This is a genomic window from Roseixanthobacter pseudopolyaromaticivorans (assembly GCF_043195145.2).
Classification (GTDB): Bacteria; Pseudomonadota; Alphaproteobacteria; order Rhizobiales; family Xanthobacteraceae; genus NCEH01.
The window spans coordinates 1,108,864-1,133,854 of record NZ_CM195539.1 but is presented as its reverse complement, the minus strand read 5'-3'; the positions used below and the strand labels follow the sequence as shown (position 1 = coordinate 1,133,854).

Below are 24,991 nucleotides of genomic sequence, written 5' to 3'. Positions count from 1 at the left end.
GTGATGACAGCGCACCGCTCCCTGTTCCGCTTCCTGCCGATGCTGGCCCTCATGCTGGCAGCGCTCGCGTGCGCCGGCTTCGCCGCCCCGGCCTTTGCAGCCGGGCCGACCGCCAGCGTCGATCGCACAACGCTGTCGGTGGGGGAAAGCTTCGAGCTGGTCATCACCCTGGTGGGCGGCGACGGCACCCAGCCGCCCGATCTCGCGCCCCTGGCGCGCGATTTCGACATTCTCGACCGCAACCGGGCGAGCCGGGTGGAATTGGTCAACGGCCGACGCACCCAGGTCAATGAATGGATCCTGACGCTGGCGCCGAAGCGGTCTGGCGCGATCAGCGTTCCCGCCCTCACCCTCGCCGGCCAGAGCACCCCGCCGATCCGCCTGTCGGTGGATGCCGCCACCGCTGTGGACCCGGCCGAGGCGCGCCCGCTGTTCGTGCAGGTGGAGCCCTTGGGCCCCGCGCCCTACGTGCAGGGGGAAATGCCGGTTGCGGTGCGCATCTATACCAGCGGACCCCTGCTGGGCGGGCGTCTGACCCCGCCGGAGGCGGTGGGAGCGACCTTCACCAAGATCGGCGACCAGCGGGTGTTCAGCAAGGTGGTGGGCCGCCAGCGCTACCGGGTGATCGAACAGGGCTACATCATGCGCCCGCAGCGCAGCGGGTCGATCGAGATCGGGCCGATCACGCTGGAGGCGCAATTGCCCGGCTACCGGGCCGGTCCGCTGCCCTCGGATATGGCGCGCCTGCTCGGGCGCAGCACCTCGGTGCCCATGGCCGGGCCGGATCCCGCGCTCGGGCGCGAGGTCACGCTGCATTCCGAACCCGTGAGCGTCGAGGTGAAGGCCCGTCCGGCGGAGGCCACGGGCTGGTTCCTGCCGGCGCAGGGTGTCACCGTCTCCAGCACCTGGAACCCGCCGCTCGCCCAGGCCAAGGTCGGCGAGACGTTGACGCGGACCCTCACGCTCGAAGCCGTCGGCGCCACGCCCAACCAATTGCCGCCCCTGCCCATCGCCGATGCGGACGGCGTGCGCCAATATGAGGAATCCAGCCGCTCGGACCAGGCCCTCATCAATGGAAAGCCTGGCGCGGTGTTGACCAAGACCATTTCGGTGGTGCCGACGCGCGACGGCACCGTCACCCTGCCGGGGCTGGAGGTGGGCTGGTGGAACACCGACACCAAGAAACAGGAGACCGCCCGGCTCCCGCCGGAGACCTTTACCGTGGCGGCCTCCGCACAGGCACGCCCCGCGCCGCCGCCGCCCCAGGCGCTGCAAGCGGCCCCGGTCGTGCTCCCGCAGGCGCCGGCGGAAGCGCCGGAGGCGAAGCTCGTTCTGCCGCGCTGGCTGGCGGAGCGGCTGGATTTGCGCACCGGCGCCGCCCTGGCCGCAACCCTGCTGGTGCTCGGCTTCACCGCGCTGCTGCTGCGGGGCCGCAGGGCCCGTTCGGCGCGCGCCGCCGCTCCCGCGCGCCCCATGCGGGGCCGGGTCACCGCCAGCGCCGCCTCCGCGCTTGAGGATCTGCGCGCCGCCTGCAAGGCGGACGATGCCGTCGCAGCCCACGCCGCCCTGCTCGCCTGGACACGCGCGGAAGGCGCTCCGGCTTCCGTCGCCGCCAACCGGATCCAGGATCATGCCTTCCGCACCCCGGCCATGGCCAAGGCGGCGGAGGATCTGCGCCAACATCTCTACGGCGGCGGCCGCGTGCGCTGGAGCGGCGCCGCCTGCCTCTCCGCTTTGCGCGATGAATGCGCCGCGCGGGCCCGCGCCACCCCAAAGCGGCAGCGCGGCCGTCTGGCGCCGCTCTATCCCCAGGCCGGCTAAGACCCGTCAAGCCAACGGGCGAAGACCGGGAAGAGACCTATTGGTTGGCCTTCTCGAACGCCCGCAGCATCTCGTTGCCGCGCGCCTGGGCGGCGGCGAGCGCCTCCTTCGGGGTCTTCTTGCCCGCCAGCGTCGCTTCCAATTCCTCCTCGATCACGTCGCGGATCTGCACGAACGAGCCGAAGCGCAGCCCCTTCGAATTCTGCGTCGGCGGGTTCAGCGTCATCTGGAGGATGGAGATATCGGTACCGGGATTCTTCTCGTAGAAGCCCTGGCTTTTCGAGAGGTCGTAGGCCGCCTGGGTGATGGGCAGATAGCCGGTCTGCTGGTGCCACCAGGCCTGCACGTCGGCGCGCGAAAGATAGGTGAAGAATTTCGCGACCCCGCGATACTCCTCCTTCGGGCGCCCGTTCAGCACCCAGAGCGAGGCGCCGCCGATGATGGAATTCTGCGGCGCGCCTTTGACGTCGGGCCAATAGGGCAGCATGCCATAGCCGAGATCGAACTTGGCATTGGCAAGGATCCCCGCGCGCGCCGCGGACGAGCCGACGGACATGGCGCATTCGCCGGAGAAGAACTTCGGATCGGCCTTGGACTGGCGGCCGCCATAATCATAGATCTTGGATTTCTGCCATTCAGCCAGCGTGGTCCAATGGCGTTCCACCAGCGGATTGGCGATCTCCAGCGCGGTGTCGAGGCCCCCCATGCCGTTCTGCTTCGTGCCGATGGGAATATTGTGCCAGGCCGAGAGGTTTTCCACATTCACCCAGGATGGCCACTGGGTGGTGAAGCCGCACGTCACCCCGGCCGCCTGAAGCTTCTTCGCGTCGGCTTCCACCTCCGGCCAGGTCTTGGGCGGGGCGCTGGGGTCGAGCCCGGCCTTGGTGAAGAGATCCTTGTTGTAATAGAGGATCACGGTGGAGGAATTGAACGGCATGGAGAGCATGTTGCCCGCCGTGTCGGAATAATAGCCGGTGACCGACGGCAGATAGGCCTTCGTATCAAACGGCTCGTTCGCGTCGGCCATCAGCTTGTAGACCGGATAGACCGCGCCCTTCGCCGCCATCAGCGTGGCGGTTCCCACCTCGAACACCTGCACGATGGCGGGATGCTGCTTGGCGCGGAAGGCAGCGATCGCGCCCGTCATGGTCTCCGGATAGGAGCCCTTGTACACCGGGACGATCTTGTATTCGCTCTGGGCGGCGTTGAAATCGCCGGCGATCTTCTCCAGCTTTTCCCCGAGCGCGCCCGACATGGCATGCCACCATTGGATCTCGGTTTGCGCGGAAGCCGGGCCGGCGAAGGCCAGGGCGGCGGCAACCAGCGCCGACGGCAGGATGGGGGATGCCATATGTGCCTCCTCGGGTGCGCCATGCACCAATCAGGCTGAACGCTTGATCGGTTAGCGTTACGTTTCCATGACAACACGGGACGAAATCTGCGGCACCCGCCTTGTCGGCGCCTCAGGCCTGGAGCCCACGCAGGATGGTTTCAAGATCGCGCGTCTCCGCGCCCTCGATCCGCCGCGCCGGCGCGGGCGCGCGCGGCAGGCCGGCGAGCGCGGCGCTGCGGGCATCGCTCGGGCTGAAGCCGAACTCGCCCCGGAAGGCGCGGCTGAAACCGGAGGCATCGGCAAAGCCGAAGGCTTCGGCGATCTGCCCGATCGCCCGCGCATCCGCGGCATCGGAGAGCGCGCTCAGGGCTGCCAGCAGCCGCTGGCGCTGGATATAGCGCGTGACGCCGCCCAGATCCTCGAACAGGCGGTAGAGGCGCGAGCGGGAGATGCCGAGCACGCGGCACAGGCTGGCGGGCGTCAGGGTGGGGGAATTCAGATTGGCTTGGATCATCCGCCGCGCCCGCTCCAGCGTGGTGCGCAGCAGCGGCGCCTGGGCCTGGGCCAGCGAATCTGGGCTCGGCGCGATGCAGGCCGCGAGCAGGGTGCGCGTGGCCTCCGCGACAGCCGGCACATCGGCGCTGGTCAGGCGGGGCAGCTGCCGTTCCAGGCTCAGCAGATAATCGGCCAGAAGTCCGCCGAGCCCGGTATCGGGGATGTCCGGCGGGGCGGCATCGAAAGCGGCGGACGTTCCGGCGAACAGATCGCGCGGGATGAACAGCGTCAGCACCCGCCGGTCCGAGCCGGCACCGACGAACGGCCGCGCCAGCGAGCGAAATCCCAGCGGCGCGCGGCGGCCGGGGATCTCGCTTTCGTAGAGCACCAGGCACCAATGGTCGATCGGGTCCTTGCCGAGGTGGCGCCAGCTGCGCTGGTAGCCGGCACCGGGCATGCGGGCGGAGGTCAGAGCAAAACGGCCGAGATCCCACACCGTCTTGTCGGCCTCGAACCCGACGGCCGGCGCGCTCACGAGCGAAAGATCCACGGTGGAGGCGATGAAATCATGCCAGCCGTCGAACTGCTCCGCCTTGGGCAGAGCAGAGGTGCTGAAATGCAGCGGGGCAAGCGGCGAGGAGGCCGCGCCGTCATCCGGCGCGCCCGCAACCGACGCTCCGGCCTGTTTCTGCTTCATCGCCACGAAAGACACGTCGTTTCCGCCTGCCCCCGCAGGAGCCCCCACGCACCATGTTAGCGCAGGAACGGCCAAGGTTGAACCTTTGCCGTTGCGATTCCTGCGCCGGCGAAGGATTGCGCCGTGCACCAGCTGATTGGGATTTGTCGCACACAGGCGGGACGGCACGCTCATCGCAAAGGCGACAGACCGCGCTAGTTTTGCTCAGCCCCTCACCGGCGTCCCCCCCGACCCGGCCGGAGGCGGTCCTCGGAGCCCCCCTGCTCCGATAGCGCTTCCCGGAAAGAGGCCCATCCTTTCCGGGAAGCCGGCATTTCACGCGCCGCTCCGGCGGCGGGCGCTTGAGGGTGAATGCATGCTGTCGCGTCGACGCTTCCTCGGATCCCTGCTGACGGCGGTGGCCGCCGCCCCGCTCGCGAGCCTCGCGCTGCCGCAGGACGCGCAGGCCCAGCAATGGCAGATCCCCAATCGCCGCTCGCCCAATTTCAACGGCCCGCCGGCACCCCGACGCGAGGCGCGCCCGCTGGCGCGGCCCGGCTATGTCTGGGTGCCCGGCTATTGGATGTGGAGTTCGCGCAGCCGCCGCTATGTCTGGGTGTCCGGCCGCTGGGAGCGCAACCGCCCCGGCTTCCGCCATGTGGGCCCGCAATGGGTGCATCGCGGCGGCGAATGGGTGTTCATTCCCGGACGCTGGGTCCGCTGACGTCGCGTTCGGGTGCCCCGGCGGGCGGATGCTGCATCACCGCCCGCCCGGACAGGGTCCGGTCAGGGCAGAATGGGACACCTCCAAGGGAGCGCCCGAAAGGGGGCCCGTCCTCCGCGGCGACGCGGGAGCACGGGCCCCTGACTTTTTTCACCGCCGTTCCGGCGATCTGACCTGTTGGGGAAGGGCCCTGCCCTTCCCCTTTTTTGCCGTATGGCCCGTTCAGCGCCGCGCGGCGGCGGGGCGGGGTTTCTCGTCCAGCCCCTCGGCTGGGATGGTGCCGGGAATATAATTCGGCAGCCGCCCCGCCGGGATGATGGTGACAAGCGCCAAGCCCGCCATCAGCAGCAGACCCATCTTCAGCGCCGCGAGCCGCGCGTCGGTATTGATGCGCACGGCTTCCGCCACCTGCGCCGGGCTTGCCGTCGTGCGCTCCAACACCCCCTTGAGGCGATCGTTGCTGACGAAGGTGATGGCATCGAGATCCACCTGGCTCTGGATTTCGGGCGGCAAAGTGGGATTGTCCGCGAGCCCGCGCATGATGCTCGCGGAGAGCAGGCCCACCAGCAGCGCGCCGGCCACCGCCGTGCCGATGGCGGCGGCGAGATTGTTGGCGGTGCCGCGCAGCGAACCCACGTCGCCGGCCAGTTCCTTTGGCGACGAGGTGACGAGCACGTTGAACACCAGCGTCACCAGCGAGCCCTGGCCGATGCCGAACAGCACGAGGCCGATGAGCACCGGGCCGGAACTCCAGTCGTTATGGACCACGAACGCCAGCCAGAGCAGGGCAACCGTGCACAATAGGAAGCCGGCACGGCCGATCTGGCGCGGGGTGAGCCGCTTATAGAAGCGCACGATCAGCATCGCCGAGAAGAAGACCGAGAGATTGAACGGCATCATGGCGATGGCGGTCGCGAGCGGCGAGCGGCCCTGGACGATCTGGATATAGAGCGGCACCGAGAAGTTCAGCGCCGCCTCCAGCGCCACTACCGAGAACATGGCGAACACGGCGGCGCGCTCCTGCGGCGAGGCGATGACCTCCAGCGCCAACAGCGGCGTCTTGCCGGCCGCCTGCCGGCGGCGCGTCCACACCAGGAAGGCCTGGCCGAGCACGATGCCGATGATGATCATCACCGGCGCGGGCGAAAGGCCGAACACATCGAACGGCGCCCCCGGCCGCGCGAGGCCGAGGCCCCAACGGTTGAGATTATTGAAGCCGAACGAGAGAATGATGATGGAGGCCGCCGCCAGCACCACGCCGACGAAATCGATCTTCACCTCCGGCCGGCCATGGTCCGGCTTCAGACGGAAGCTGAGCACGAACACCACAGCCGACAGCACGATCAGGATGCCGAACGCCGGGCGCCAGCCGATGAAGGTGCCGAGGATGCCGCCCACCAGGAAGGCGGTGACGCCCGCCGCCGCGCGGGCCGAGCCCAGCGCGCCGAGCGCGGTCGCCTGCTGGGTGCCGGTGTAATTCTCGGCGATCAGCGCCACCAGCGCGGGCACCAAAGCGGCACCCGCCGCGCCGCACAGGCCCTGGGCAAGGATCATCAAGGTGGCGTTGGGGCTGAAGGTCATCAGCACTTGGGCGCAGCCGAACAGCACCACCACGATGCGGAACACCCGCAGCGCGCCGAACCGCTGGTTGAGCTTGGCGCCCAGCATGACGAAGCCGGCGACCGAGAGCGAATACATGACGATGGCTGTCGCGACCGTCGTGGGCGGCACGTTGAAGCTCGCCACCATGCCGCCGAGCGCGACCGGGAGCGAGGCGACATTGAACGACATGATCACCTGCCCCAGCGCAATGGCGATCATCGGCACCCAGGATTGCGCGGAAGAGGATTGCGCGGAAGAGGCGTCCGCGCGCGCGGCGGCTTGGGCCGACATGGCGTTTCTCCGATTTTTTGCGTTTGGTCCGGCGATGGTCCGGCGCGCGCGGCGCCGGCGAAAATCAGGTCGCGGGCTGGGAGAGGAACAGGTCCATGCCGAGCTTCTGGGACAGGAACTGCGCCACGAGCTGGCCCTTCACGCTGTTGCCGGCGGCATCGAGGGGCGGGGCAAAGGTGCCGAGGCCGCCCTTGCCCGGAGACACCGTGACGATGCCGCCGCCGATGCCGCTCTTGCCCGGCAGGCCGATCTCGTAGAGCCAGTCGCCCGAGGTCTCGTAGAGCCCGGCAGTCGCCATCACCGCCAGCGCGTAATGGCAGACCATGGGGTCCACGACGCGCTCCTTGGTGATGGGATTGACCCCGCCGTCGGCCAGCGTCGCGCCCATCACGGCGAGATCGTGGGCCGTGACGTTGAGCGAGCATTGGCGCGTGTAAAGGTCGGTCGCCTCCTTCGGGTCGCAATAGATCCGCGACAGGCTCTGGAGCAGGCGGGCGATGGAGCGGTTACGGAAATTGGTGTCGGAGGCGCACCCATAAACCTCCTCGTTCAGCGGCAGCGTGCGCCCCGCGAACCGGGAGAGGCCCTCGTGGATGAAGCGCCATTTAGCTTCCGCCGAATCGCCCGGCACCAGCGAAGTGGTGGCGATGGCGCCGGAATTGACCATGGGATTGGTCAGCCCGTCTGGGCTGCGCTCCACAGCGGAGAGCGCGTTGAACGGCAGGCCGGTGGCGTTGGCACCTATCTTCTCGCGCGCCAGCCGCGGGCCGATGGCCTGGCAGACCAGGGCAAACACGAACGGCTTCGACACGCTCATGATGGTGAAGCCGACGTCGGTGTCGCCGACCTCATGGACGACGCCGTCGGTGCCGACCACGCAGATGCCGAACAGATCGCGCGGCACCTGGGCGAGCGCCGGATAGACCGTGGAATTGGCGCCCTCTCCGTTGTCCTTGAAGCGGGCGTGCGCGTCGATCACCAATTGGTCGATGCGTTCGCCCGAGGGCAGGTGGCCGGTGGAGACATAATGCGGCCCGGCATCGCCGAACGGCCCGGTGTGCTCCGTCATGTGATCCTCCCTTGCTGCGCATTGCGGCAGCTTTTCTGTCGGCGTCCGCGCGGGACGGGCGCCGGATCGTGACGCCGGTGCTCAGGCCGCCTTGATGAGGGCGTTGCGCAGGCGCTCTTCCGCCTCGTTGGAGAGCGAGGTCTTCAGGATGCGGGGCTTGTAGGGCTCGACCTCGGGCAGGACCTTGTCCTCCGTCACCGAGCGGACCAGCACGAACAGCGCCGAGGAATTGGCCGGAATGGTGCCGCCCAATTCCTTGATGAAGCTGTCGTTGATGCCGAAATCCACCAGCGAGCCGGAAAGCGCGCCCGTGCCGGCGCCGGCCACCGCGCCGATCGCCATGCCGGCCAGCGGGTTGAGGAACAGGATGCCCACCAGCGTACCCCACAGCGCGCCCGACATGCCGCCGCGCGCCGCGCCGATGGCGGTGAGGTTGACGGCCTGCTTGATATGAACCTTGCCCTCCGCATCGCGCTCGACCACGCAGGCGTCCTCAAGATCAATCAGGTGTTCGACATGGAGGGAGCGCAGCTTGTTCAGGACTTCGTCCGCGGCATGGATGCCATCGAACCCAAACACGACCAGATTGCTCATAACTTTATATTCCGCGACAAGGGAGGTTTCATAAAACCGCCAAATGGAAACCTGGCCGGTGAGCAAAACAGACAGGCGATTGATGTCGATGTCCATAGCGGTTCAATGTTGCATTGCCGCTGAGGAGATATCGCGCCGACCGCCCAGTATTTATGCGCCGGCCATCGAGTTATGCCGCATTCGAGCGGCCCGGCAATTGGCGCAGAATCCCGCGCCTGTTCCGCCCATCCCAATTTTCGCGACCGGCTTTTGCGCCCGCCGGCGCCCCTGGAACGCAAACCGCCCCCGCAGGGCAGATCTCGATCGCTCTAACAATTTGATCGGACTTATCTTTTTTGAGCAGACCAAACAGCCTTACAGATCCGCTCTAAAACGTGACGCTAAGGCATGGCCTGGGTCCCACCTACACTTTGCGTGCGATGCGGGAGGGCGAGCGTTGCAACGCCCAAGGCCCAGCGATACAAGTTCCCAAGGATTTTCTCGCGGCTTCTGCGGTATTGGACCAATGACGTAGCGCCCAGACGAGAATTTTCGACCCGCACCGGACGCTCTGAACTTGGGCTGACCGTCACGAGGGCATGTGCCGCGATGGCAGGAACCGCGATGGCAGGAACCGGAATGGCGGGAACCGGAATGGCGGGAACCGGAGAGGCGCACCCCCCAATGGCGGAGCAGACGAAACAGGTCGTTTCCGGCCCCGCCTTCGCCCGCCGCTGGCTCTGTTTTTTCCTGTTCTGGATCATGCTCGGCCGTGTCTCGGCGCTGGATCTTGGCGCGGGCGCCGTGATCTGCGCGCTGGCGGCATGGGCGAGCCTTCATCTGCTGGCGCCCGGCACCGGCCGCGCGAAGCCGGCTGCGCTGCTCGCCTTTGGCACGCGCTTTGCCCGCCGTTCCGTCAGCGCCGGGTGGGATGTGGGGCTGCGGGCGTTCCAGACCCCGGTGCGCATCCGGCCCGGCTTCATCACCTTCGCGTCGCGCTGCCCGCGCGGGCTGGAACGCCAATCCTTCTGCGCCGTCACCTCGCTCCAGCCGGGCACGCTGCCGCTCGGCGATTCGGACGCGGGGCTGCTGCTGCATTGCCTGGACACCGGCAGCGCGGTGCGCGACGATCTCACCCGGGACGAGGCGGCCTTCCGCGCCGCGATCGGGGACGGCGCCCGTGATGGCTGAAACCTTCCTCGGATTTGCCGCCTGCCTGCTGGCCTTCGCCGCCGCCGCCTTGGTGCGCCTGTGGCGCAGCCGGGGCGCGGCCGACCAGATGATGGCGGTGCAATTGCTCGGCTCCGTCGGCATCGCCGTGCTGCTGCTCATCTTCGCCGGCACCGGCGCACCAGCGGTTCTGGACGTGGCGCTGCTGCTGGCCCTGCTCGCCGCTTTCGCAGCTGCCGCCTTCCACAGCGTGCGCGCCGCCCCACAGGCCGAGGCGCCGCAGCGGAGCACCACCCCATGAGCGTGGCCCGCGACGTCTTCACCCTCCTGTGCCTCCTGGCCGGCGCCGGCTTCTTCCTGGCCGGAACCCTCGGCCTCCTGCGCTTTCCCGATTCCCTCTCCCGCCTCCACGCCCTGACCAAGGCCGACAATGTGGGGCTGGCGCTGATCGTGCTCGGCCTCTTGCCCCAGGCCGGCAGCGTGCTGGATGGCGCGAAGATGCTGGCGGTCTGGGCGCTGGTGCAGATCGCCTCCGGCACCGTGGCGCAACTGCTCGCGCAGGTCGCCCACGGCGAGAGCGGTGCGCAGGCCGGGGCCCTCGCCGATTCGCCGGACGCATCGCGCGGAGGCAGGCCGACATGAGCCTCGTCCTCGACAGTTTTCTCGGCGTGCTGGCCCTGGCGCTGGCGCTGCGCGTGCTGCTGGCGCGCGAGGCGCTCACCGGCGCCATCGGCTTTGTCGGGCTCGGGCTGGTGCTGGCGCTGGCCTGGGTGCGGCTCGATGCGGTGGACGTGGCGCTCACGGAGGCCGCCATCGGCAGCGGCGTCACCGGGCTGGTGCTGCTGCGCACCGCCTCCGCCGCGAAACCCGTCGCGCCGCAAGGCGTGGCGGTGCGCGGCCTTGCCGCCCTCATCGCCTTCGCCGTCTTTTGCGGCCTCGCGGCGCTGGTGCTGACCTTGCCGGAACCGGCGCCCTCGCTGGCCGAGGAAGCGGCCACCCATCTGGAGGCGACCGGGCTCGGCAATCCCGTCACCGCCGTGCTGCTGGTCTATCGCGCGCTCGATACGCTGCTGGAAACCGTGGTGCTGCTGCTGGCGCTGATCGGCGTGTGGTCGCTCTCCGCCGACCGCGACTGGGCCGGCGCGCCGCCGCCTTTGTGGCGGTTCGCGCCCACGCCGCCGCTGGTGTTCCTGGCGCGGCTCCTGCCGCCGCTCGGCCTTCTCATGGGGCTCTATCTGTTCTGGACCGGCGCGGACAAGCCCGGCGGCGCGTTCCAGGGCGGCGCCGTGCTCGCCGCTTCCTGGCTGCTGGTGCTGCTCGCCGGCCTGCGCGCCCCGCCGGCCGCCGGAAGCCGCAAGCTGCGGGCCTTGCTACTGCTCGGCCCGTTCTCCTTCCTCGCCGTCGGCGCGCTCGGCGCGGTGTTTGCCGGCGCGTTTCTCGCCTATCCCGAGGGCCTTGCGAAACCCATTATCGTCATCGTGGAAATCGCCATCACCGTGTCCATCGCCGTGACGCTCGGCCTACTGGTGCTGGATCCGCCGCAGGCGCTCGACGTTCAGGAAGGGCGGAGCGCCCCATGAGCGCGCTGCTCTCCACCCCCACTTTGTTCGGCCTCGCCGGCGCGGCGCTGGTGGCCATCGGCCTCTATGGGCTGATCGTGCAGGGCGACGCGGTGCGCCGCATCCTGGCGTTCAACATCCTCGGCGGCGGCATCTTCCTGCTGTTCGGGGTGATCGCGCGGCGCGGCGCGGGCGCCGGCTTCGGCGGCGATCCGGTGCCGCAAGCCATGGTCATCACCGGCATCGTGGTCGCCTTCTCCGCCACCGCACTCGCGGTCGCGCTGGTGCGGCGGCTCCAGGCCCTGCCCCCGGAACCGGAGGACGAGGCCGAGGCGACCGACGGTGCATCGACCGAGGGCGAGGCGGCGTCATGAGCCTGATCGCCTCCGCGCACGCCTCCCCGCTCGGCCTGCTGCTGGTGCTGGCCGTCATCGCGCCGCTGTGCGGCCTCGCGCCCCTGCTGCTGCTGAAGAGCCGCGCGGCGGAGCGCTCGGCCCTGGTGTTCCTCGCGGCCGGGCTCGCCATCGTGTGCGCCCTCTGTTTCGAAGTGGCCCGCAGCGGCGCGCCGCTGGCCTATTTCCTTGGCGGCTTCCGGCCGCCGCTCGGGGTCGGCCTGCGGGCGGATGGGTTTTCCGCCTTCATGCTGGGCGTGACGGCGGTGGTGATCGTCGCCGCCGGCCTGTTCGCCATGACCGCGCCCGGGGCGGACACGCCGCGCATGCCGCTCGCCTTCTGGATGCTGCTGCTGGGCGTGTGGAGCGCGCTCAACCTCGTCTATGTGGCGGATGATCTGTTCGCGCTCTATGTGGCGCTGGAGCTGCTCACCTTCGCCGCCGTGCCTTTGGTGTGCCTCGACGGGCGCGCGAAGACGCTCGCGGCGGCGCTGCAATATCTGCTGTTCGCTCTGTTCGGCTCGGTGCTCTATCTGCTGGGCACGGCGCTGCTCTATGGCACCTACGGCACGCTCGACATCATCCTGCTGGCGCAGCGCGCCCATGGCGAACCGGCGCTGTTCGCCGCCCTGGCGCTGATGACCGCCGGCATGCTGGCGAAGGCCGCGCTGTTTCCGCTCTATCTGTGGCTCCCGGCGGCCCATGCGGGCGCGCCCGCCGCCGCCAGCGCCATTCTTTCCGCCGTGGTCATCAAGGCGCCGATCTTCCTCGTGGTGCGTTTCTGGTACGATATCGCGGCCCCGGCGCAGACCGCCGCCGTCGCACCGATCCTCGCGGCCCTCGGTGCCGGGGCGGTGGTGCTGTGCGGCGTGTTCGCGCTGCGCCAGGCGCGGCTGAAGCTGCTGATCGCCTATTCGACGGCAGCGCAGATCGGCTATCTGTTCCTCATGTTCCCGCTGGCCGCCAGCGCGGGCGCGGGCCTGTGGGGCGCCATCGCCTGGACCGGCGGGGCGCTTCACCTCGTCTCCCATGCCCTGTCGAAGGCGGCCATGTTCATGGCGGCGGGCGTGATCGCCGAAACCCTCGGGCATGACCGCATCGCCAAGCTCTCCGGCATTGGCCGCATCGTGCCGATCAGCGTGTTCGCCTTCGCCCTCGGTGGCCTCTCGCTGATGGGCTTGCCGCCGAGCGGCGGCTTCGTCGCCAAGGTCATGCTGCTCACCTCGGCCGTGCAGCAGGGCGCATGGTGGATCGCCATCGTCATCCTCGTCGGCGGGCTGCTCGCGGCCGGCTATGTGCTGCGGGTGCTGCTGCCGGCGCTGCAGCGGCCCGTGGCCGAGGTGCTGCCGGTGCCGGCCGCGCGCTGGCGTGAGATGGTGGCCCTGATGCTGGCGCTCGGCGCGGTAGCGCTCGGCTTCGTGCCGCTCCAGCCGGCGGCGTTTCTCGCCATCGGCCGGCCGGCGAGCTGGGAGGGAGCGGTCCCATGACCCTCGCGGCCATCCTGCTCGTCGCGGCCCCGGCGGTCCCGTTCCTGCTGGCGCTCGCCTGCGCGCTCAAGCCGGTGCGCCGCGTCGCCCCGCTGCTCCTGGCGCCGGCGGCCGTGCCGGGATTGCTGGCAGCGCTGTTGGTGCCGCGCGACATCTTCGTGCTGGTGGCGCCCGCGCCGTTCCGCATCAGCTTCTTTCTCGACGTGCCCGGCGCGATCCTTCTGGGCGGCGCGGCGCTGCTGTGGATCGCCGCCGGCACCTATGCCGCGACCTATCTCGCCAAGGACCCGCGCCGGGGCGGCTTCTGCGTGTGGTGGCTGCTCACGCTCTCGGGCAGCTTCGGCGTGTTCATCGTGGCGGATGTGGCGAGCTTCTATCTCGCCTTCGCGCTGGTGAGCCTCGCCGCGTTCGGCCTCTCCGCCCATGACGATACCGCGGAGGCGCGCCGCGCCGGCATCGTCTATCTCGCACTCACCCTGTTCGGCGAGGCACTGCTGATCGCCGCCTTCGTCATGCTCGCCTCCGGTAGCCCGCAGGCCAATCCGCTGATCCGCGACGCGGTGGCCCAATTGCCGCTCTCGCCCTGGCGGGACGCGATCCTGCTGCTTCTGATGGTGGGGTTCGCCCTGAAGATGGGGCTGGTGCCGCTGCATGTGTGGATGCCGCTCGCCCATTCGGTGGCGCCGGTGCCGGCCTCGGCGGTGCTGAGCGGCATCGTGGTGAAGGCCGGCGTCATCGGCCTGCTGCGCTTCCTGCCGCTCGGGGTCGCGACGCCCCATTGGGGCCTCGCGCTGAGCGTCGCCGGCATCTTCACCGCCTATTACGGCATCGCCCTCGGCCTCACACAGAAGCATCCCAAGCGCGTGCTGGCCTATTCAACCGTGAGCCAGATGGGTGTTGTCGCGACCGTCATCGGCGGCGCGCTCGTGCAGGGCGATAGCGCCGCCGCCGCCATCGCCGCCTTCTATGCCGCCAATCATATCCTGCTGAAGGGCGCGCTGTTCCTGGCCGTGGGCATCGCGGCGGCGACCGCGCCGGGCGCGGTGATGCCGGTGCTGGGCCTTGCCGGCCTTCTCGGCCTCAGCCTCGCGGGCCTGCCCTTCACCGGCGGGGCGCTGGCGAAGCTCGCCATCAAGGGGCCCATGGGCGATGGCGCGGCCGGCTTCCTGCTCGCCCTCTCGGCGGCGGGCACCACATTGCTGATGGCGAAGTTCGTGCTGCTGTTGCGCGACAGTGCGAAGGGCCGCGCCGCCTTCCCCCTGCCCTCCCAGGGCCTGCTTGCGCCTTGGATCGTGCTGAGCGTGCTCGCCCTCGCTTTGCCCTTCACGCTCTATCCGCTCGTCACCGGGGAGCGGATCGTCGCCGCCTTCGCTTTGGTGAATGTGGAGAAGACGGCGGTGCCGGTGCTGCTGGGCCTCGCGCTCGCATTCGCGCTGCACCAGCGCGGCCCGGCGCTTCCCGACGTGCCGGCGGGCGACGTCCTGGTGCTCGCCGAGCGCCTCGGGCCGCTGCTCGCGCGCACCCTGGCGGGCGTCGGCCGGCTCGACGACGTGCTGCGGCGCTTCGCCGTGGCGGGCCTGCTGCTGGCCGGCCTCGTGATCGCGCTCGCGGTCGCCGTGAGGGCCACGCCATGACGATTTCGCCCGAAATGCCGCGCGGCGGCGGGCAAAGCCCAAGTCCATTTCGCCCCGGCCCGGAGCCGCGTGCCGCGATCTCCAATAATCGGAATGTAAACCGCCGTGCGCGGGCCTGTATTCCGCTTCCCGCATCCCCGTCACCCCAATGCCAAGTTGGTGCTTTATGCGTGATGCCTCGGCGCGTCCCGGCATGCACTGGCCCGAAAGGAGCGTTCCGTGTCCGCTAGCAAACTGAAGACGCGCGCCAAGGCGCACAGCACCGGACGGCGGCTCGCGCTCGCGGCGGTGCTGCTCTCCCCCCTGGCCCTGACCGCCTGTGGCGGCGAGCAGACCGCCGCCGCCCCCGAGGTTCGGCCGGTCCGCGCCATCAAGGTCTCGACCCGCAACACGCCGGACGACCTCACCTTCACCGGCCATGTGGAGGCGATGAACGAGGTCACCTACGCCTTCCGCATCGGCGGGCGGATCATCGAGCGGCTGGTGAATGTGGGCGACCATGTGGACGCCGGGCAGGTCATCGCCCGCCTCGACCCGCAGAACGAGGTCAACGCCTTGCGCTCCGCCCAGGCGGCGCTGAGCGCGGCGCAGGGACAGCTCGGCGTCTCGCGCAACACCTATGAGCGCCAGCGCGCCCTGCTGGCTCGCGGCTTCACCCCGCGCGCCCAATATGAGCAGGCCGAGCAGGCCTATCTCACCGCCCGCTCGCGGGTGGAGGATGCCGAGGCGCAGGTGAAGATCGCCACCGACCGGCTGGATTTCACCGAATTGAAGGCCGATGCGCCCGGCACCGTCACCGCCCGCCGCGCCGAGCAGGGCGAGGTGGTGCAGCCCGGCCAGGCCATCGTCCAGGTGGCTCGCAAGGATGGCCGCGACGCGGTGTTCGACGTCTCCGCCCAAGTGCTGCGCGACATGCCCGCCGATCCCGAGGTGCAGGTGACCCTGGCGGACGGCAGCGGCGTGACGGCCAAGGGCCGGGTGCGCGAGGTCGCGCCCCAGGCCGATCCCGTCACGCGCACGTTCCAGATCCGCGTGGGCCTGATCAATCCGCCGGAGGCCATGCGCCTCGGCTCGACGGTCAATGGCTCGGTCGCGGTGGACACCGGGCCGGTGATCGAGATTCCGGCAAGCGCCCTGACCCGCATCGACAGCAAGCCGGCGGTCTGGATCTTCGATCCCTCGACCAAGACGGTGGCGCTTCGGCAGGTGGATGTGGCCCGCTTCTCGCCAGCCACCGTCACCGTGGCGGACGGCCTCAAGAATGCGGAAATCGTGGTCACGGCCGGCGTCCAGGCGCTCCATCCGGGCCAGAAGGTCCGCCTGCTGGGGGCGAACCTGTGAGCGGCCTCAATCTCTCCGAATGGGCGCTGAAGCACCGCTCCATCGTCATCTATTTCATGGCGGTCGCCGTGCTCGCGGGGCTGCTCTCCTATGAACGGCTGGGCCGGGGCGAGGACCCGACCTTCATCATCAAGACCATGGTGGTGCAGGCCTCCTGGCCCGGCGCCTCGGTCGAGGATACGCTGAAGCAGGTCACCGAGCGGCTAGAGCGCACGCTCCAGGAAACGCCAAAGCTCGACTTCCTGCGCAGCTATACCAGCGCCGGCGTGACCACCATCTTCGTCAACCTCAAGGGCAGCGCGACCGCCCAGGAGGTGCCGGACATCTGGTACCATGTGCGCAAGAGCATCGGCGACATGCGCCACACCCTGCCGCAGGGCGTGCAGGGACCGGGCTTCAACGACGAGTTCGGCGATACCTTCGGCATCATCTACGGCTTCACCGCCGACGGTTTCAGCCAGCGCGAATTGCGCGATTATGTGGAAGAGGTGCGCTCCAAGCTGCTCCAGGTGCCCGATGTCTCGAAGATCGAGATCCTGGGCGCGCAGGACGAGCGGATCTTCGTCGAGTTCAACATGCAGGAGCTGGCGAGCCTCGGCATCGACCGCTCGGCGGTGCTGGCCGCGCTGCAGAGCCAGAACATCGTCAGCCCCGCCGGCAGCGTGCAGACCGGGGAAGAGGCGATCTCGCTGCGCGTCTCCGGCGCGTTCGATTCCGAGCAGGACATCGCCAACGTCAATTTCGTCGTCAACGGCCGCGTGCTGCGGCTTTCCGATATCGCGACCGTGCGCCGGGCCTATGCCGACCCGCCGCAGCCGCTGTTCCGCGTGAACGGCCAGCCGGCCATCGGCCTTGCCATCGCCATGCGCGACGGCGGCGACATCCTCGCGCTGGGGTCGCGGCTCAAGAGCGCCATGGCCGGCATCACCGCCGATTTGCCCATCGGCATCGAGCCGCATCTGGTGGCGGACCAGGCGGTGACGGTGGACACCGCCATCGGCGAGTTCATGTCCTCGCTCTGGCAGGCGGTGGGCATCATCCTGGTGGTGAGCTTCATCAGCCTCGGCGTGCGCGCCGGCATGGTGGTGGCGCTCTCCATTCCGCTGACGCTCGCCGTGGTGTTCTCGGTGATGGAACTCGCCGGCATCGACATGCAGCGCATCTCGCTTGGCGCGCTCATCATCGCGCTCGCGCTCATGGTGGACGACGCCATGACCACCACCGACGCCATGATGAACCGCCTCGCGGCCGGCGACGACAAGGCGAGCGCGGCCACCTTCGCCTTCCGCACCTATGCGTTCGCCATGCTGGCGGGCACGTTCGTCACGGTGGCCGGCTTCGTGCCGGTGGGATTTGCGGCCAGTTCCGCGGGCGAATACACCTTCTCCTTGTTCGCGGTGGTCTCCATCGCGCTCATCGTTTCCTGGTTCGTGGCCGTGCTGTTCGCGCCGCTGCTGGGCGTGGCGATCCTGAAAGCACCGGACAAGACCAAGAAGAGCGAGCCGGAAAAGCCCAGCAAAGTGCTCGGCATGTATCGCTCCCTGCTCACGCTGGCGCTGAAGGCACGCTGGATCACGGTGGCCATCACGGTCGGCCTGTTCGTGCTCTCCGTGCTGGCGATCCCGCTGATCCCGCAACAATTCTTCCCGTCCTCGGACCGGCCGGAGCTGCTGGTGGATCTGCGCCTGCCGCAGAACGCCTCGATCTACCACAGCGAGGATATCACCCAGCGCTTCGACGCCATCGTGCGCGCCGATCCCGACGCGGAGCGCTTCAGCTCCTATGTGGGGCGCGGGGCGATCCGCTTTTACCTGCCGCTCAACGTGCAGCTTCCCAACGATTTCTTCGCCCAGTCGGTGATCGTCGCCAAGGATGTGGCGGCGCGCGAGCGCCTGCGGGTGAAGCTGGAGAAGGTGCTGGCGGAGCAATTCCCTGAGGTGGTGGGCCGCATCTATCCGCTGGAACTCGGCCCGCCGGTCGGCTGGCCGGTGCAATATCGCGTCAGCGGGCCGGATATCGAGAAGGTGCGCCAGATCGCGTTCCAGCTTGCCGGCGTTATGGCCTCCGACGCCAAGGTGGAGAAGGTCAATTTTGACTGGATCGAGCCCGGGCGGCAGGTGCGCATCCGCGTCGACCAGGACCAGGCCCGCCTGCTCGGCCTCAGCACGCAGGCGCTGGCCGGCGTGCTCAACACGGTGATGACCGGAACGCCGGTGACCCAGGTGCGCGACGACATCTATCTGGTGAACGTCGTCGCCCGCGCCACCGACGAGCAGCGCGTCTCGCTGGCCAATCTCGCCAGCCTGCAGGTGCCCCTGCCCAGCGGCCGCACCGTGCCGCTGAGCCAGCTCGCCAGCTTCGAATATGTGCAGGACTATCCCGTGGTGTGGCGGCGCGACCGGGTTGCCACCCTGACCGTCCAGGCGGATGTGATCGCCGGCGCCTTGCCCGAGACGGTGGTCGGTGCGCTGGCGCCGAAGATCCAGGAGCTGGCGAAGACCTTGCCGCGCTCCTACCACATCGTCACCGGCGGCACGGTGGAGGAGAGCGCAAAGTCGCGCGCCTCGGTGCTGGCGGTGGTGCCGGTGATGCTGCTGATCATGCTCACGGTGCTGATGTTCCAGCTTCAGAGCTTCTCGCGGCTGGTGCTGGTGCTCTCGGTGGCGCCCCTGGGGCTGATCGGCGTCTCCGCCGCGCTGCTCGCCTCCGGGCGGCCGCTGGGCTTCGTCGCCATCCTCGGCATTCTCGCTTTGATCGGCATGATCACCAAGAATGCGGTGATCCTGATCGGCCAGATTGAGGCCGAGCGGGCGCGCGGGGCGAAGGTTCAGGATGCGGTGATCGCCGCCTCCTGCACTCGCTTCCGTCCCATCATGCTCACCGCCATTTCCACGGTGCTCGGCATGATCCCGATCGCGCCGACCGTGTTCTGGGGGCCCATGGCCTTCGCCATCATGGGCGGCCTGCTGGTGGGCACGATGCTGACCCTGATCTTCCTGCCGGCGCTCTATGTCGGCTGGTTCGGACCCGACGCCCCGCCGGAGCACGTCTCCGAAGCGGTAACGGCATAGCCAAGCCGGCCGGGCCGCAGCCTGCGGTCCGGCCGGGCACGACACGTGCGGGACATTGGAGAGCATCATGAGCGAACCCACCGCCAGCGGGCGCACCCCGGTATTGATCGACTTCGCCCTCCAGGGCGGCGGCTCGCACGGCGCCTTCACCTGGGGCGTGCTCGACCGCCTGCTGGAGGAAGACTGGCTGCGCATCGACGGCATTTCCGGCACCTCGGCCGGTGCCATGAATGCGGCGGTGCTGGCGGACGGCTTCGCGGCCGGCGGCGCGCCGGGCGCGCGCGAGGCGCTGGCCACCTATTGGAAGCGCGTGGCGGAGGCAGCCCGCTTCAGCCCGTTCCAGCGCGGCCCCATCGACAAGATGCTGGGGCGCTGGACGCTCGACAATTCTCCGCTGTTCGTCGGCCTCGACCTGATGTCGCGCCTCTATTCGCCCTACGATCTCAACCCAGGCAATTCCCACCCGCTGCGCAGCATCCTGGAAGACCTGATCAATTTCGAGCGGCTGAAAACCTCGCCGATCCGCCTGTTCATCACCGCCACCAATGTGCGCACCGGGCGCGGGCGGGTGTTCCGCAATGCCGAGATCACGCCCGACGTGCTGCTCGCCTCCGCCTGCCTGCCCACCATGTTCCAGGCCATCGAGATCGACGGCGAGAGCTATTGGGACGGCGGCTATTCCGGCAATCCCACCATGACGCCGCTGGTGCGCGAGCTGGATTCGGACGACACCATCCTCATCCCCATCAATCCGGTCGAGCGCGCCGGCACGCCCAATTCGGCGCGGGAAATCCTCAACCGCCTCAACGAGGTGTCCTTCAACGCGGTGCTGCTGAAGGAATTGCGCATGATCGCTTTGCTGCGCCAGGTCGCGGACCCCGGCCACAGCGAGGGCGCGCAATGGGCGAAGATGCGCATCCACATGGTGCCGAACGCGCTCATGTCCACGCTCGGCTATTCCTCCAAGCTGAATGCGGAATGGGAGTTCCTCTCCATGCTGCGCGACGAGGGCCGCAAATCCGCCGAGGCGTTCCTGGCGCGGGACGCCGACAATCTCGGCAAGCGCTCCTCCATTGATCTCGACGTGCTGCTGGAAGGCGTGTGAGCATGGGACTTCTCGGCATCCTCCTCGGCCTCGGGCTGCTCTTGTTCCTGGCCTTCCGGGGCTGGTCCATCCTGCTGCTGGCGCCCATCGCGGCGCTGGTGGCGGCGGCGTTCTCGGGCGAGCCGCTGCTCGCCCATTGGACGCAGACCTTCATGAGCAATGCCGCCACCTTCGTGGCGCAGTTCTTCCCGCTGTTCCTGCTCGGCGCCCTGTTCGGCAAGCTGATGGACGACAGCGGCTCGGTGACCGTGATCGCCGACACCATGACCGAGAAACTCGGTGAAAAGCGCGCCATCCTCGCGGTGGTGCTGGCGGGCGCCATCGTGACCTATGGCGGGGTGAGCCTGTTCGTCGCCTTCTTCGTGCTCGCGCCCATGGCGATCGCGCTGTTCCGCTCGGCGGGCATTCCGCGCCGGCTGATGCCGGCGGCGATCGCGCTCGGCACCTCCACCTTCACCATGTCGGCCCTGCCGGGCACCCCTGCGATCCAGAACGCCATCCCCATGCCGTTCTTCGGCACCACGCCATTCGCGGCGCCCGGGCTGGGCGTGATCGCCTCGCTCATCATGCTGGGCTTCGGCATGTGGTGGCTGATGCGGGCGGAGCGCGTGGCGCGCGCCAAAGGCGAGGGCTTCGGCGACGAGACCCCGCTCGATGCGGGGGTGGCCGACGACCAGTTTATCCGCGAGCGCGCCACCGCCTCCCATGAATTCGACACGGCGGAACTCTCCCACGGCGCCCACAGCACAAGCCGCCCCTCCTTCCTCGTGGCGGCGACGCCCCTGGTGGTCGTGGTGCTGGTGAACCTGCTGATGTCCATGGTGATCTTGCCCCGGCTGGACGTGAGCTTCCTCGCCGAGGAACGCTGGGGCTCGACAACGCTCTCCGCCGTGGGCGGCGTGTGGGCGGTGGCGACCGCGCTGACGGCGGCGATCCTGGTGCTGCTGGCGTTCAATTTCCGCCGCCTGCCGGACCTGCGGGCCACCATGGACGCGGGTGCCAATGCCTCGGTGCTGCCGGCCTTCAGCGTCGCGAGCCTGGTGGGCTTCGGTGCGGTGGTGGCGGCCATGCCGGCGTTCGAGCTGGTGCGCACCTGGGTGCTGGATATCCAGGGCGGACCGCTGGTGTCGCTCGCCATCGCCACCAACATATTGGCGGCGCTCACCGGCTCGGCCTCCGGCGGCCTCACCATCGCGCTCGATGCGCTGGGCGCGTCCTATATGAAGCTGGCGGCGGAAACCGGGCTCGATCCCGCGCTGATGCACCGCGTGGCGGTGATCGGCGCCGGCACGCTCGACAGCCTGCCGCACAACGGCGCGGTGGTGACGCTACTCGCGGTGTGCGGCTCGACCCACGCGAAGAGCTATTTCGACATCGTCATGGTGGCGGTGGTCGGCGCGATCCTGGCGCTGGTGGCGGTGATCGTGCTGGGCAGCACACTCGGCTCGTTCTGAGCCGGCTCGTTCTGACGCCATCCGACACCGGGGCCGGCGAAAGTCGGCCCCGCTTCAGTTCCGCAGGCCGCCGGTGAACACCGTGATGGGCGCGGTCACCACCCCGCCCACGGCGGCGCCGAGCACCTGCACGGCTTCCGCGCCGCCCCCGCCTTCCCGGTCCCCGAGATCCTGCCCGGACGACAGGCGCGTGCCGAGCAATTGCACCACTTCGGGGCTGGTGGCGAACTTGGAATGATTGAGCGCGTCACCATTCTCAAGGCCCGACAGGTCCAGCACCACGATGCCGGTGGCCTGCTCCAGCTGGGCTGCCTTGTCGGGCTGCGTGAGATCGATCGCGCCCACCCGCGTGACGCCGCCGGCGATCAACTGGGAGAGGCCGAGCGCGCGGTCGTTGCGCGACACGAAGATGGTGATGCGCGGGCGGTCCTTGCCCATCTCGGCGACCTGCCGGCGGAACACGTCGATATCGAGATCGGGCGAGGCCAGCACCACGTTGGAGATCTTCGCCGGGATGCGCCCGTCCTGGAGCGCGAGCTGGCGCAGGGATTCCACTGCGAGCCAGGCACCCATGGAATGGGCCATCACCACCACGTCGTCCACATAAGGCGAGCGCGCCGCCGCCCGCATCACATAGGCGAGGTCGTTGCGGGAGAAGTTCGTGCTCTCGCGGTCATAGACATAGTCCAGCACCCGCCCGCGCGAGGGCCAGGAGAACAGCACCGGCGCCACGTCGGCATTCATGTCATGGACGATCTGGGCGAAGCGGAACACGGCGGAATCAAACCGCGTGTTGAAGCCGTGCACGAAGATCAGCACCCGCCGCTTCCTGCCCTTGGCGCCCTTGAACCAATCCAGCACGCCCGCGCGCGGCACGGTGGAGACATCCGAGATCGCGAAATCGCGCGCCGGGTCCGCGGCGCCGGGCTGCGGCCACTGGATCGAGCCCACTTCCCGATTGGGTGGAATGGACACCACGATATTGGTGAGCGAGAGCCCATCCCCGCGCTCGCCGGTAAACAGGACGCCCGGCTGGTCCGTGGGCGCGCGGGTGGTGGCCGCGAGAATGTCCACCTGGGAGGCGCCCGGCGCGGCCTGGGCGAGGGGCACCAGCACGCCCTCGGGATGGGGGGCGCAGCCGTTCAGAGCCAGGAGCGCGGCAACGGCGAGCAAGGCCACGCGCCGGCCCGCCGTCCCGATGCCGGCGGCCCGCACTCCGCGTGCCGCGCGCCGGCGCCCTGCCCTGATCGATGGCGACACGCGATACCCCCGGCTCGTCCCCTGACGCTTCCGCCTTCTTGCAAAGCGGAAATCGGCAGCGGTTTCAAGCAAAACCGCGCGCCCGTCCGGCGGCGCCACGCGCCCGCACGGTGAATTTCCGCCGCCCGCGAAATGGTGTAAGCCCCAGCTTGACCATGGCGCGCGGCCCCGCCGCGCCGCTTCCCGAAAGCCGCCGCCCGTTTCCCGGCCCATCCATCCAGGCAAGACCCGATGACCGCGACGCCCGGCGAAATCCACCTGCAGCTCAGCAACATCAAGAATTTCTTCCGCGTGCCCGAGGTCGACCCGTTCGAGGGCGAGGTGATCGACCTGTCGGGCATCGACCAGGTGATGGACGCGCTGCGGGCGCAGAAGGACTGGCGCACCAGCCGGACCAAGGCGGTGATCTGGCTGCCGGAAGGCTCCGCGGACGACGCGCTCGTGGGGCAATTGCCCCGCGCGCTCGCCGCCTATTGCGCGTCCCAGATCCAATTTTGCCGCCGCAAGATGCTGGAGGTGCGTCTGGAAGGGCGCCGCGCGCTACGGGTCGGCGCAATCTTCCTCGCGGCCTGCCTCGCGCTGTCCACAGCGCTCGACCAATGGCTCGGCTCGGACAGCCTGCTCGGCTATCTGTTCGGCGAGGGCCTGCTGATCGCCGGCTGGGTGGGGCTGTGGCACCCGCTGGAATTGCTGTTGTATTCCTGGTGGCCCTATTCCAGCGACATCAAGCTTTACGAGAAGATCAAAGGCATGGAAATGTCGGTGCGGCACGGCACCATGCCGCCGCAGGCGTGAGTCGCGGCTTCGTCGCGCTTTCAGGGATATCGCCGCCAGGCCCACCGGCCGGCCGGCTCGGGGGACAGGGGCGGGAATGATCAAGGATCGCGCGGTCAGGATATTGGTGGGAATCGTCGCGGCGGTCCTTGTGTGCGCGGCCCTCTCCGAGGCCCAGTCGATCATCGCCCCGGTGGTGTTCGCCCTGTTCGTGATCGCCATCGTCTGGCCGCTCCAGAAGGGCCTTCAGCGCTTTCTGCCGGGCGTGATCGCCGCGCTCGCGACCCTGCTCGTGACGCTCGCGGTGGTGGGCACCATCATCAGCCTCGTGGTGTGGGGTTTCGCCCATGTCGGCCAATGGGTGTTCGCCAATGCCGCGCGCTTCCAGGCGCTGTACGGGCAGGCGCACGACTGGCTGGAAGGCCACGGCTTCGTCATGGCCTCCATCATCACCGAGCATTTCGATGTGCGCTGGCTGCTGCTGGTGTTCCAGGATCTGTCGAGCCGCATGCAGAGCCTCGCGAGCTTCCTGGTGGTCACCTTCGTGTTCGTCATCCTCGGTCTGCTGGAGGTGGACATCGTGAAGCGCCAGCTGGCCGGCCTGCGCGGCGGCACGTTCGGGCCCTTCATGCTCTCGGCCGGCGCCGATATCGGCACCAAGATGCAGCGCTACATGATGGTGCGCACGCTCATGAGCCTGGCCACCGGCGTCGTGGTGTGGGCGTTCACCCTGGCCTCGGGCATGGAGCTGGCGACCGCCTGGGGCGTGATCGCCTTCTCGATGAATTATATTCCCTTCATCGGCCCGTTCGTTGCCACCCTGCTGCCCACCCTGTTCGCGCTGGTGCAGTTCGAATCCTGGCAGAGCGCGGTGTTCGTGTTCGTCTGCCTCAACGTGATCCAGTTCCTCTCGGGCAGCTATCTGGAGCCGCGCATCGCCGGCAAGGCGCTGGCCGCCTCGCCCTTCATGGTGCTGTTCGCGGTGTTCTTCTGGAGTTTCCTGTGGGGCGTGCCCGGCGCGTTCATCGGCGTGCCGCTGCTGATCGCCGCCCTCACCTTGTGCGCGCACCATCCCGCCAGCCGGCCGGTGGCGGACCTGTTCTCCGGCCGCGCACCACCGGAAGAGACCCCCGCGCACTGAGCGGCGGCGCTCGGTTCAT

Annotated in this window: 21 protein-coding genes; 15 read left to right on the top strand and 6 right to left on the bottom strand. The window is 68.9% G+C overall.

Features of this window, described 5'->3' with window-relative positions; genetic code table 11:
• Nucleotides 1-3: 3 nt before the first annotated feature.
• The gene (locus V5F68_RS05515) at nucleotides 4-1,821 is read left to right on the top strand and encodes a BatD family protein (protein WP_394013633.1); all 1,818 of its coding nucleotides are present in this window, start codon (nucleotides 4-6) and stop codon (nucleotides 1,819-1,821) included.
• Nucleotides 1,822-1,858: 37 nt separating this feature from the next.
• On the opposite strand, the gene ugpB is transcribed toward V5F68_RS05515, so the two are convergent.
• Complete coding sequence (ugpB, locus tag V5F68_RS05510; protein ID WP_394013632.1) at nucleotides 1,859-3,172, bottom strand: sn-glycerol-3-phosphate ABC transporter substrate-binding protein UgpB; 1,314 nt, start codon at nucleotides 3,170-3,172, stop codon at nucleotides 1,859-1,861.
• Nucleotides 3,173-3,284: 112 nt separating this feature from the next.
• The gene (locus tag V5F68_RS05505) at nucleotides 3,285-4,361 is read right to left on the bottom strand and encodes a helix-turn-helix domain-containing protein (RefSeq protein WP_394013631.1); all 1,077 of its coding nucleotides are present in this window, start codon (nucleotides 4,359-4,361) and stop codon (nucleotides 3,285-3,287) included.
• Between the two features lie 340 nt (nucleotides 4,362-4,701).
• On the opposite strand from V5F68_RS05505, the gene V5F68_RS05500 reads away from it, so the two are divergent.
• Nucleotides 4,702-5,049 carry a twin-arginine translocation signal domain-containing protein gene (locus tag V5F68_RS05500; protein WP_394013630.1) on the top strand — a complete coding sequence of 116 codons (348 nt, stop codon included), beginning with the start codon at nucleotides 4,702-4,704 and terminating at the stop codon, nucleotides 5,047-5,049.
• A 222-nt stretch (nucleotides 5,050-5,271) separates the two neighbouring features.
• Here V5F68_RS05500 and V5F68_RS05495 read toward each other — a convergent pair whose 3' ends face one another.
• The 3 genes from V5F68_RS05495 to V5F68_RS05485 form a co-directional block, all read right to left on the bottom strand.
• Nucleotides 5,272-6,942 (bottom strand): MFS transporter, encoded by a 1,671-nt coding sequence (locus V5F68_RS05495; protein ID WP_394013629.1) that lies wholly within the window; start codon nucleotides 6,940-6,942, stop codon nucleotides 5,272-5,274.
• A gap of 64 nt (nucleotides 6,943-7,006) precedes the next feature.
• Nucleotides 7,007-8,011, bottom strand: a complete 1,005-nt coding sequence (gene glsA / locus V5F68_RS05490) for a glutaminase A (RefSeq protein ID WP_394013628.1) — start codon at nucleotides 8,009-8,011, stop codon at nucleotides 7,007-7,009.
• Between the two features lie 81 nt (nucleotides 8,012-8,092).
• Entirely contained in the window at nucleotides 8,093-8,605 is a 513-nt protein-coding gene (locus V5F68_RS05485) for a DUF1269 domain-containing protein (protein WP_394013627.1), read from the bottom strand.
• Between the two features lie 618 nt (nucleotides 8,606-9,223).
• Here V5F68_RS05485 and V5F68_RS05480 point away from each other — a divergent pair.
• The 11 genes from V5F68_RS05480 to V5F68_RS05430 all read left to right on the top strand — a co-directional run bounded on the left by V5F68_RS05480 (nucleotide 9,224) and on the right by V5F68_RS05430 (nucleotide 21,797).
• On the top strand, nucleotides 9,224-9,775 hold the full coding sequence (locus V5F68_RS05480; RefSeq protein ID WP_394013626.1) for a Na+/H+ antiporter subunit E: 552 nt from the start codon (nucleotides 9,224-9,226) through the stop codon (nucleotides 9,773-9,775).
• Nucleotides 9,768-10,055: a monovalent cation/H+ antiporter complex subunit F gene (locus V5F68_RS05475; protein ID WP_394013625.1), complete on the top strand. Its 288-nt coding sequence runs from the start codon at nucleotides 9,768-9,770 to the stop codon at nucleotides 10,053-10,055. The genes V5F68_RS05480 and V5F68_RS05475 overlap by 8 nt, the downstream gene beginning before the upstream one ends.
• Entirely contained in the window at nucleotides 10,052-10,396 is a 345-nt protein-coding gene (locus tag V5F68_RS05470) for a cation:proton antiporter (protein ID WP_394013624.1), read from the top strand. Before V5F68_RS05475 ends, V5F68_RS05470 begins: the two co-directional genes overlap by 4 nt.
• Nucleotides 10,393-11,334, top strand: coding sequence for an MnhB domain-containing protein (locus V5F68_RS05465; RefSeq protein WP_394013623.1), 942 nt, complete (start codon nucleotides 10,393-10,395; stop codon nucleotides 11,332-11,334). Before V5F68_RS05470 ends, V5F68_RS05465 begins: the two co-directional genes overlap by 4 nt.
• A complete protein-coding gene (locus tag V5F68_RS05460) occupies nucleotides 11,331-11,687 on the top strand; it encodes an NADH-quinone oxidoreductase subunit K (RefSeq protein WP_394013622.1) in 357 nt (118 codons plus the stop codon). Before V5F68_RS05465 ends, V5F68_RS05460 begins: the two co-directional genes overlap by 4 nt.
• Nucleotides 11,684-13,192 (top strand): complex I subunit 5 family protein, encoded by a 1,509-nt coding sequence (locus tag V5F68_RS05455; protein ID WP_394013621.1) that lies wholly within the window; start codon nucleotides 11,684-11,686, stop codon nucleotides 13,190-13,192. The genes V5F68_RS05460 and V5F68_RS05455 overlap by 4 nt, the downstream gene beginning before the upstream one ends.
• On the top strand, nucleotides 13,189-14,826 hold the full coding sequence (locus V5F68_RS05450) for a complex I subunit 5 family protein (protein WP_394013620.1): 1,638 nt from the start codon (nucleotides 13,189-13,191) through the stop codon (nucleotides 14,824-14,826). Before V5F68_RS05455 ends, V5F68_RS05450 begins: the two co-directional genes overlap by 4 nt.
• A 219-nt stretch (nucleotides 14,827-15,045) precedes the next feature.
• Nucleotides 15,046-16,167 (top strand): efflux RND transporter periplasmic adaptor subunit, encoded by a 1,122-nt coding sequence (locus V5F68_RS05445; RefSeq protein ID WP_394013619.1) that lies wholly within the window; start codon nucleotides 15,046-15,048, stop codon nucleotides 16,165-16,167.
• 56 nt (nucleotides 16,168-16,223) lie between these two features.
• On the top strand, nucleotides 16,224-19,238 hold the full coding sequence (locus V5F68_RS05440) for an efflux RND transporter permease subunit (protein WP_509274703.1): 3,015 nt from the start codon (nucleotides 16,224-16,226) through the stop codon (nucleotides 19,236-19,238).
• Nucleotides 19,239-19,305: 67 nt separating this feature from the next.
• On the top strand, nucleotides 19,306-20,343 hold the full coding sequence (locus V5F68_RS05435; RefSeq protein ID WP_394013617.1) for a patatin-like phospholipase family protein: 1,038 nt from the start codon (nucleotides 19,306-19,308) through the stop codon (nucleotides 20,341-20,343).
• 2 nt (nucleotides 20,344-20,345) lie between these two features.
• The gene (locus V5F68_RS05430) at nucleotides 20,346-21,797 is read left to right on the top strand and encodes a GntP family permease (RefSeq protein ID WP_394013988.1); all 1,452 of its coding nucleotides are present in this window, start codon (nucleotides 20,346-20,348) and stop codon (nucleotides 21,795-21,797) included.
• Nucleotides 21,798-21,851: 54 nt separating this feature from the next.
• Here the strand turns inward: V5F68_RS05430 and V5F68_RS05425 are convergent, their stop codons facing one another.
• Nucleotides 21,852-22,976 carry an alpha/beta hydrolase gene (locus V5F68_RS05425; RefSeq protein WP_394013616.1) on the bottom strand — a complete coding sequence of 375 codons (1,125 nt, stop codon included), beginning with the start codon at nucleotides 22,974-22,976 and terminating at the stop codon, nucleotides 21,852-21,854.
• 312 nt (nucleotides 22,977-23,288) lie between these two features.
• On the opposite strand from V5F68_RS05425, the gene V5F68_RS05420 reads away from it, so the two are divergent.
• A complete protein-coding gene (locus V5F68_RS05420; RefSeq protein ID WP_394013615.1) occupies nucleotides 23,289-23,852 on the top strand; it encodes a hypothetical protein in 564 nt (187 codons plus the stop codon).
• A gap of 76 nt (nucleotides 23,853-23,928) precedes the next feature.
• Entirely contained in the window at nucleotides 23,929-24,972 is a 1,044-nt protein-coding gene (locus tag V5F68_RS05415) for an AI-2E family transporter (protein ID WP_394013614.1), read from the top strand.
• The last annotated feature ends 19 nt before the right edge of the window (nucleotides 24,973-24,991 follow it).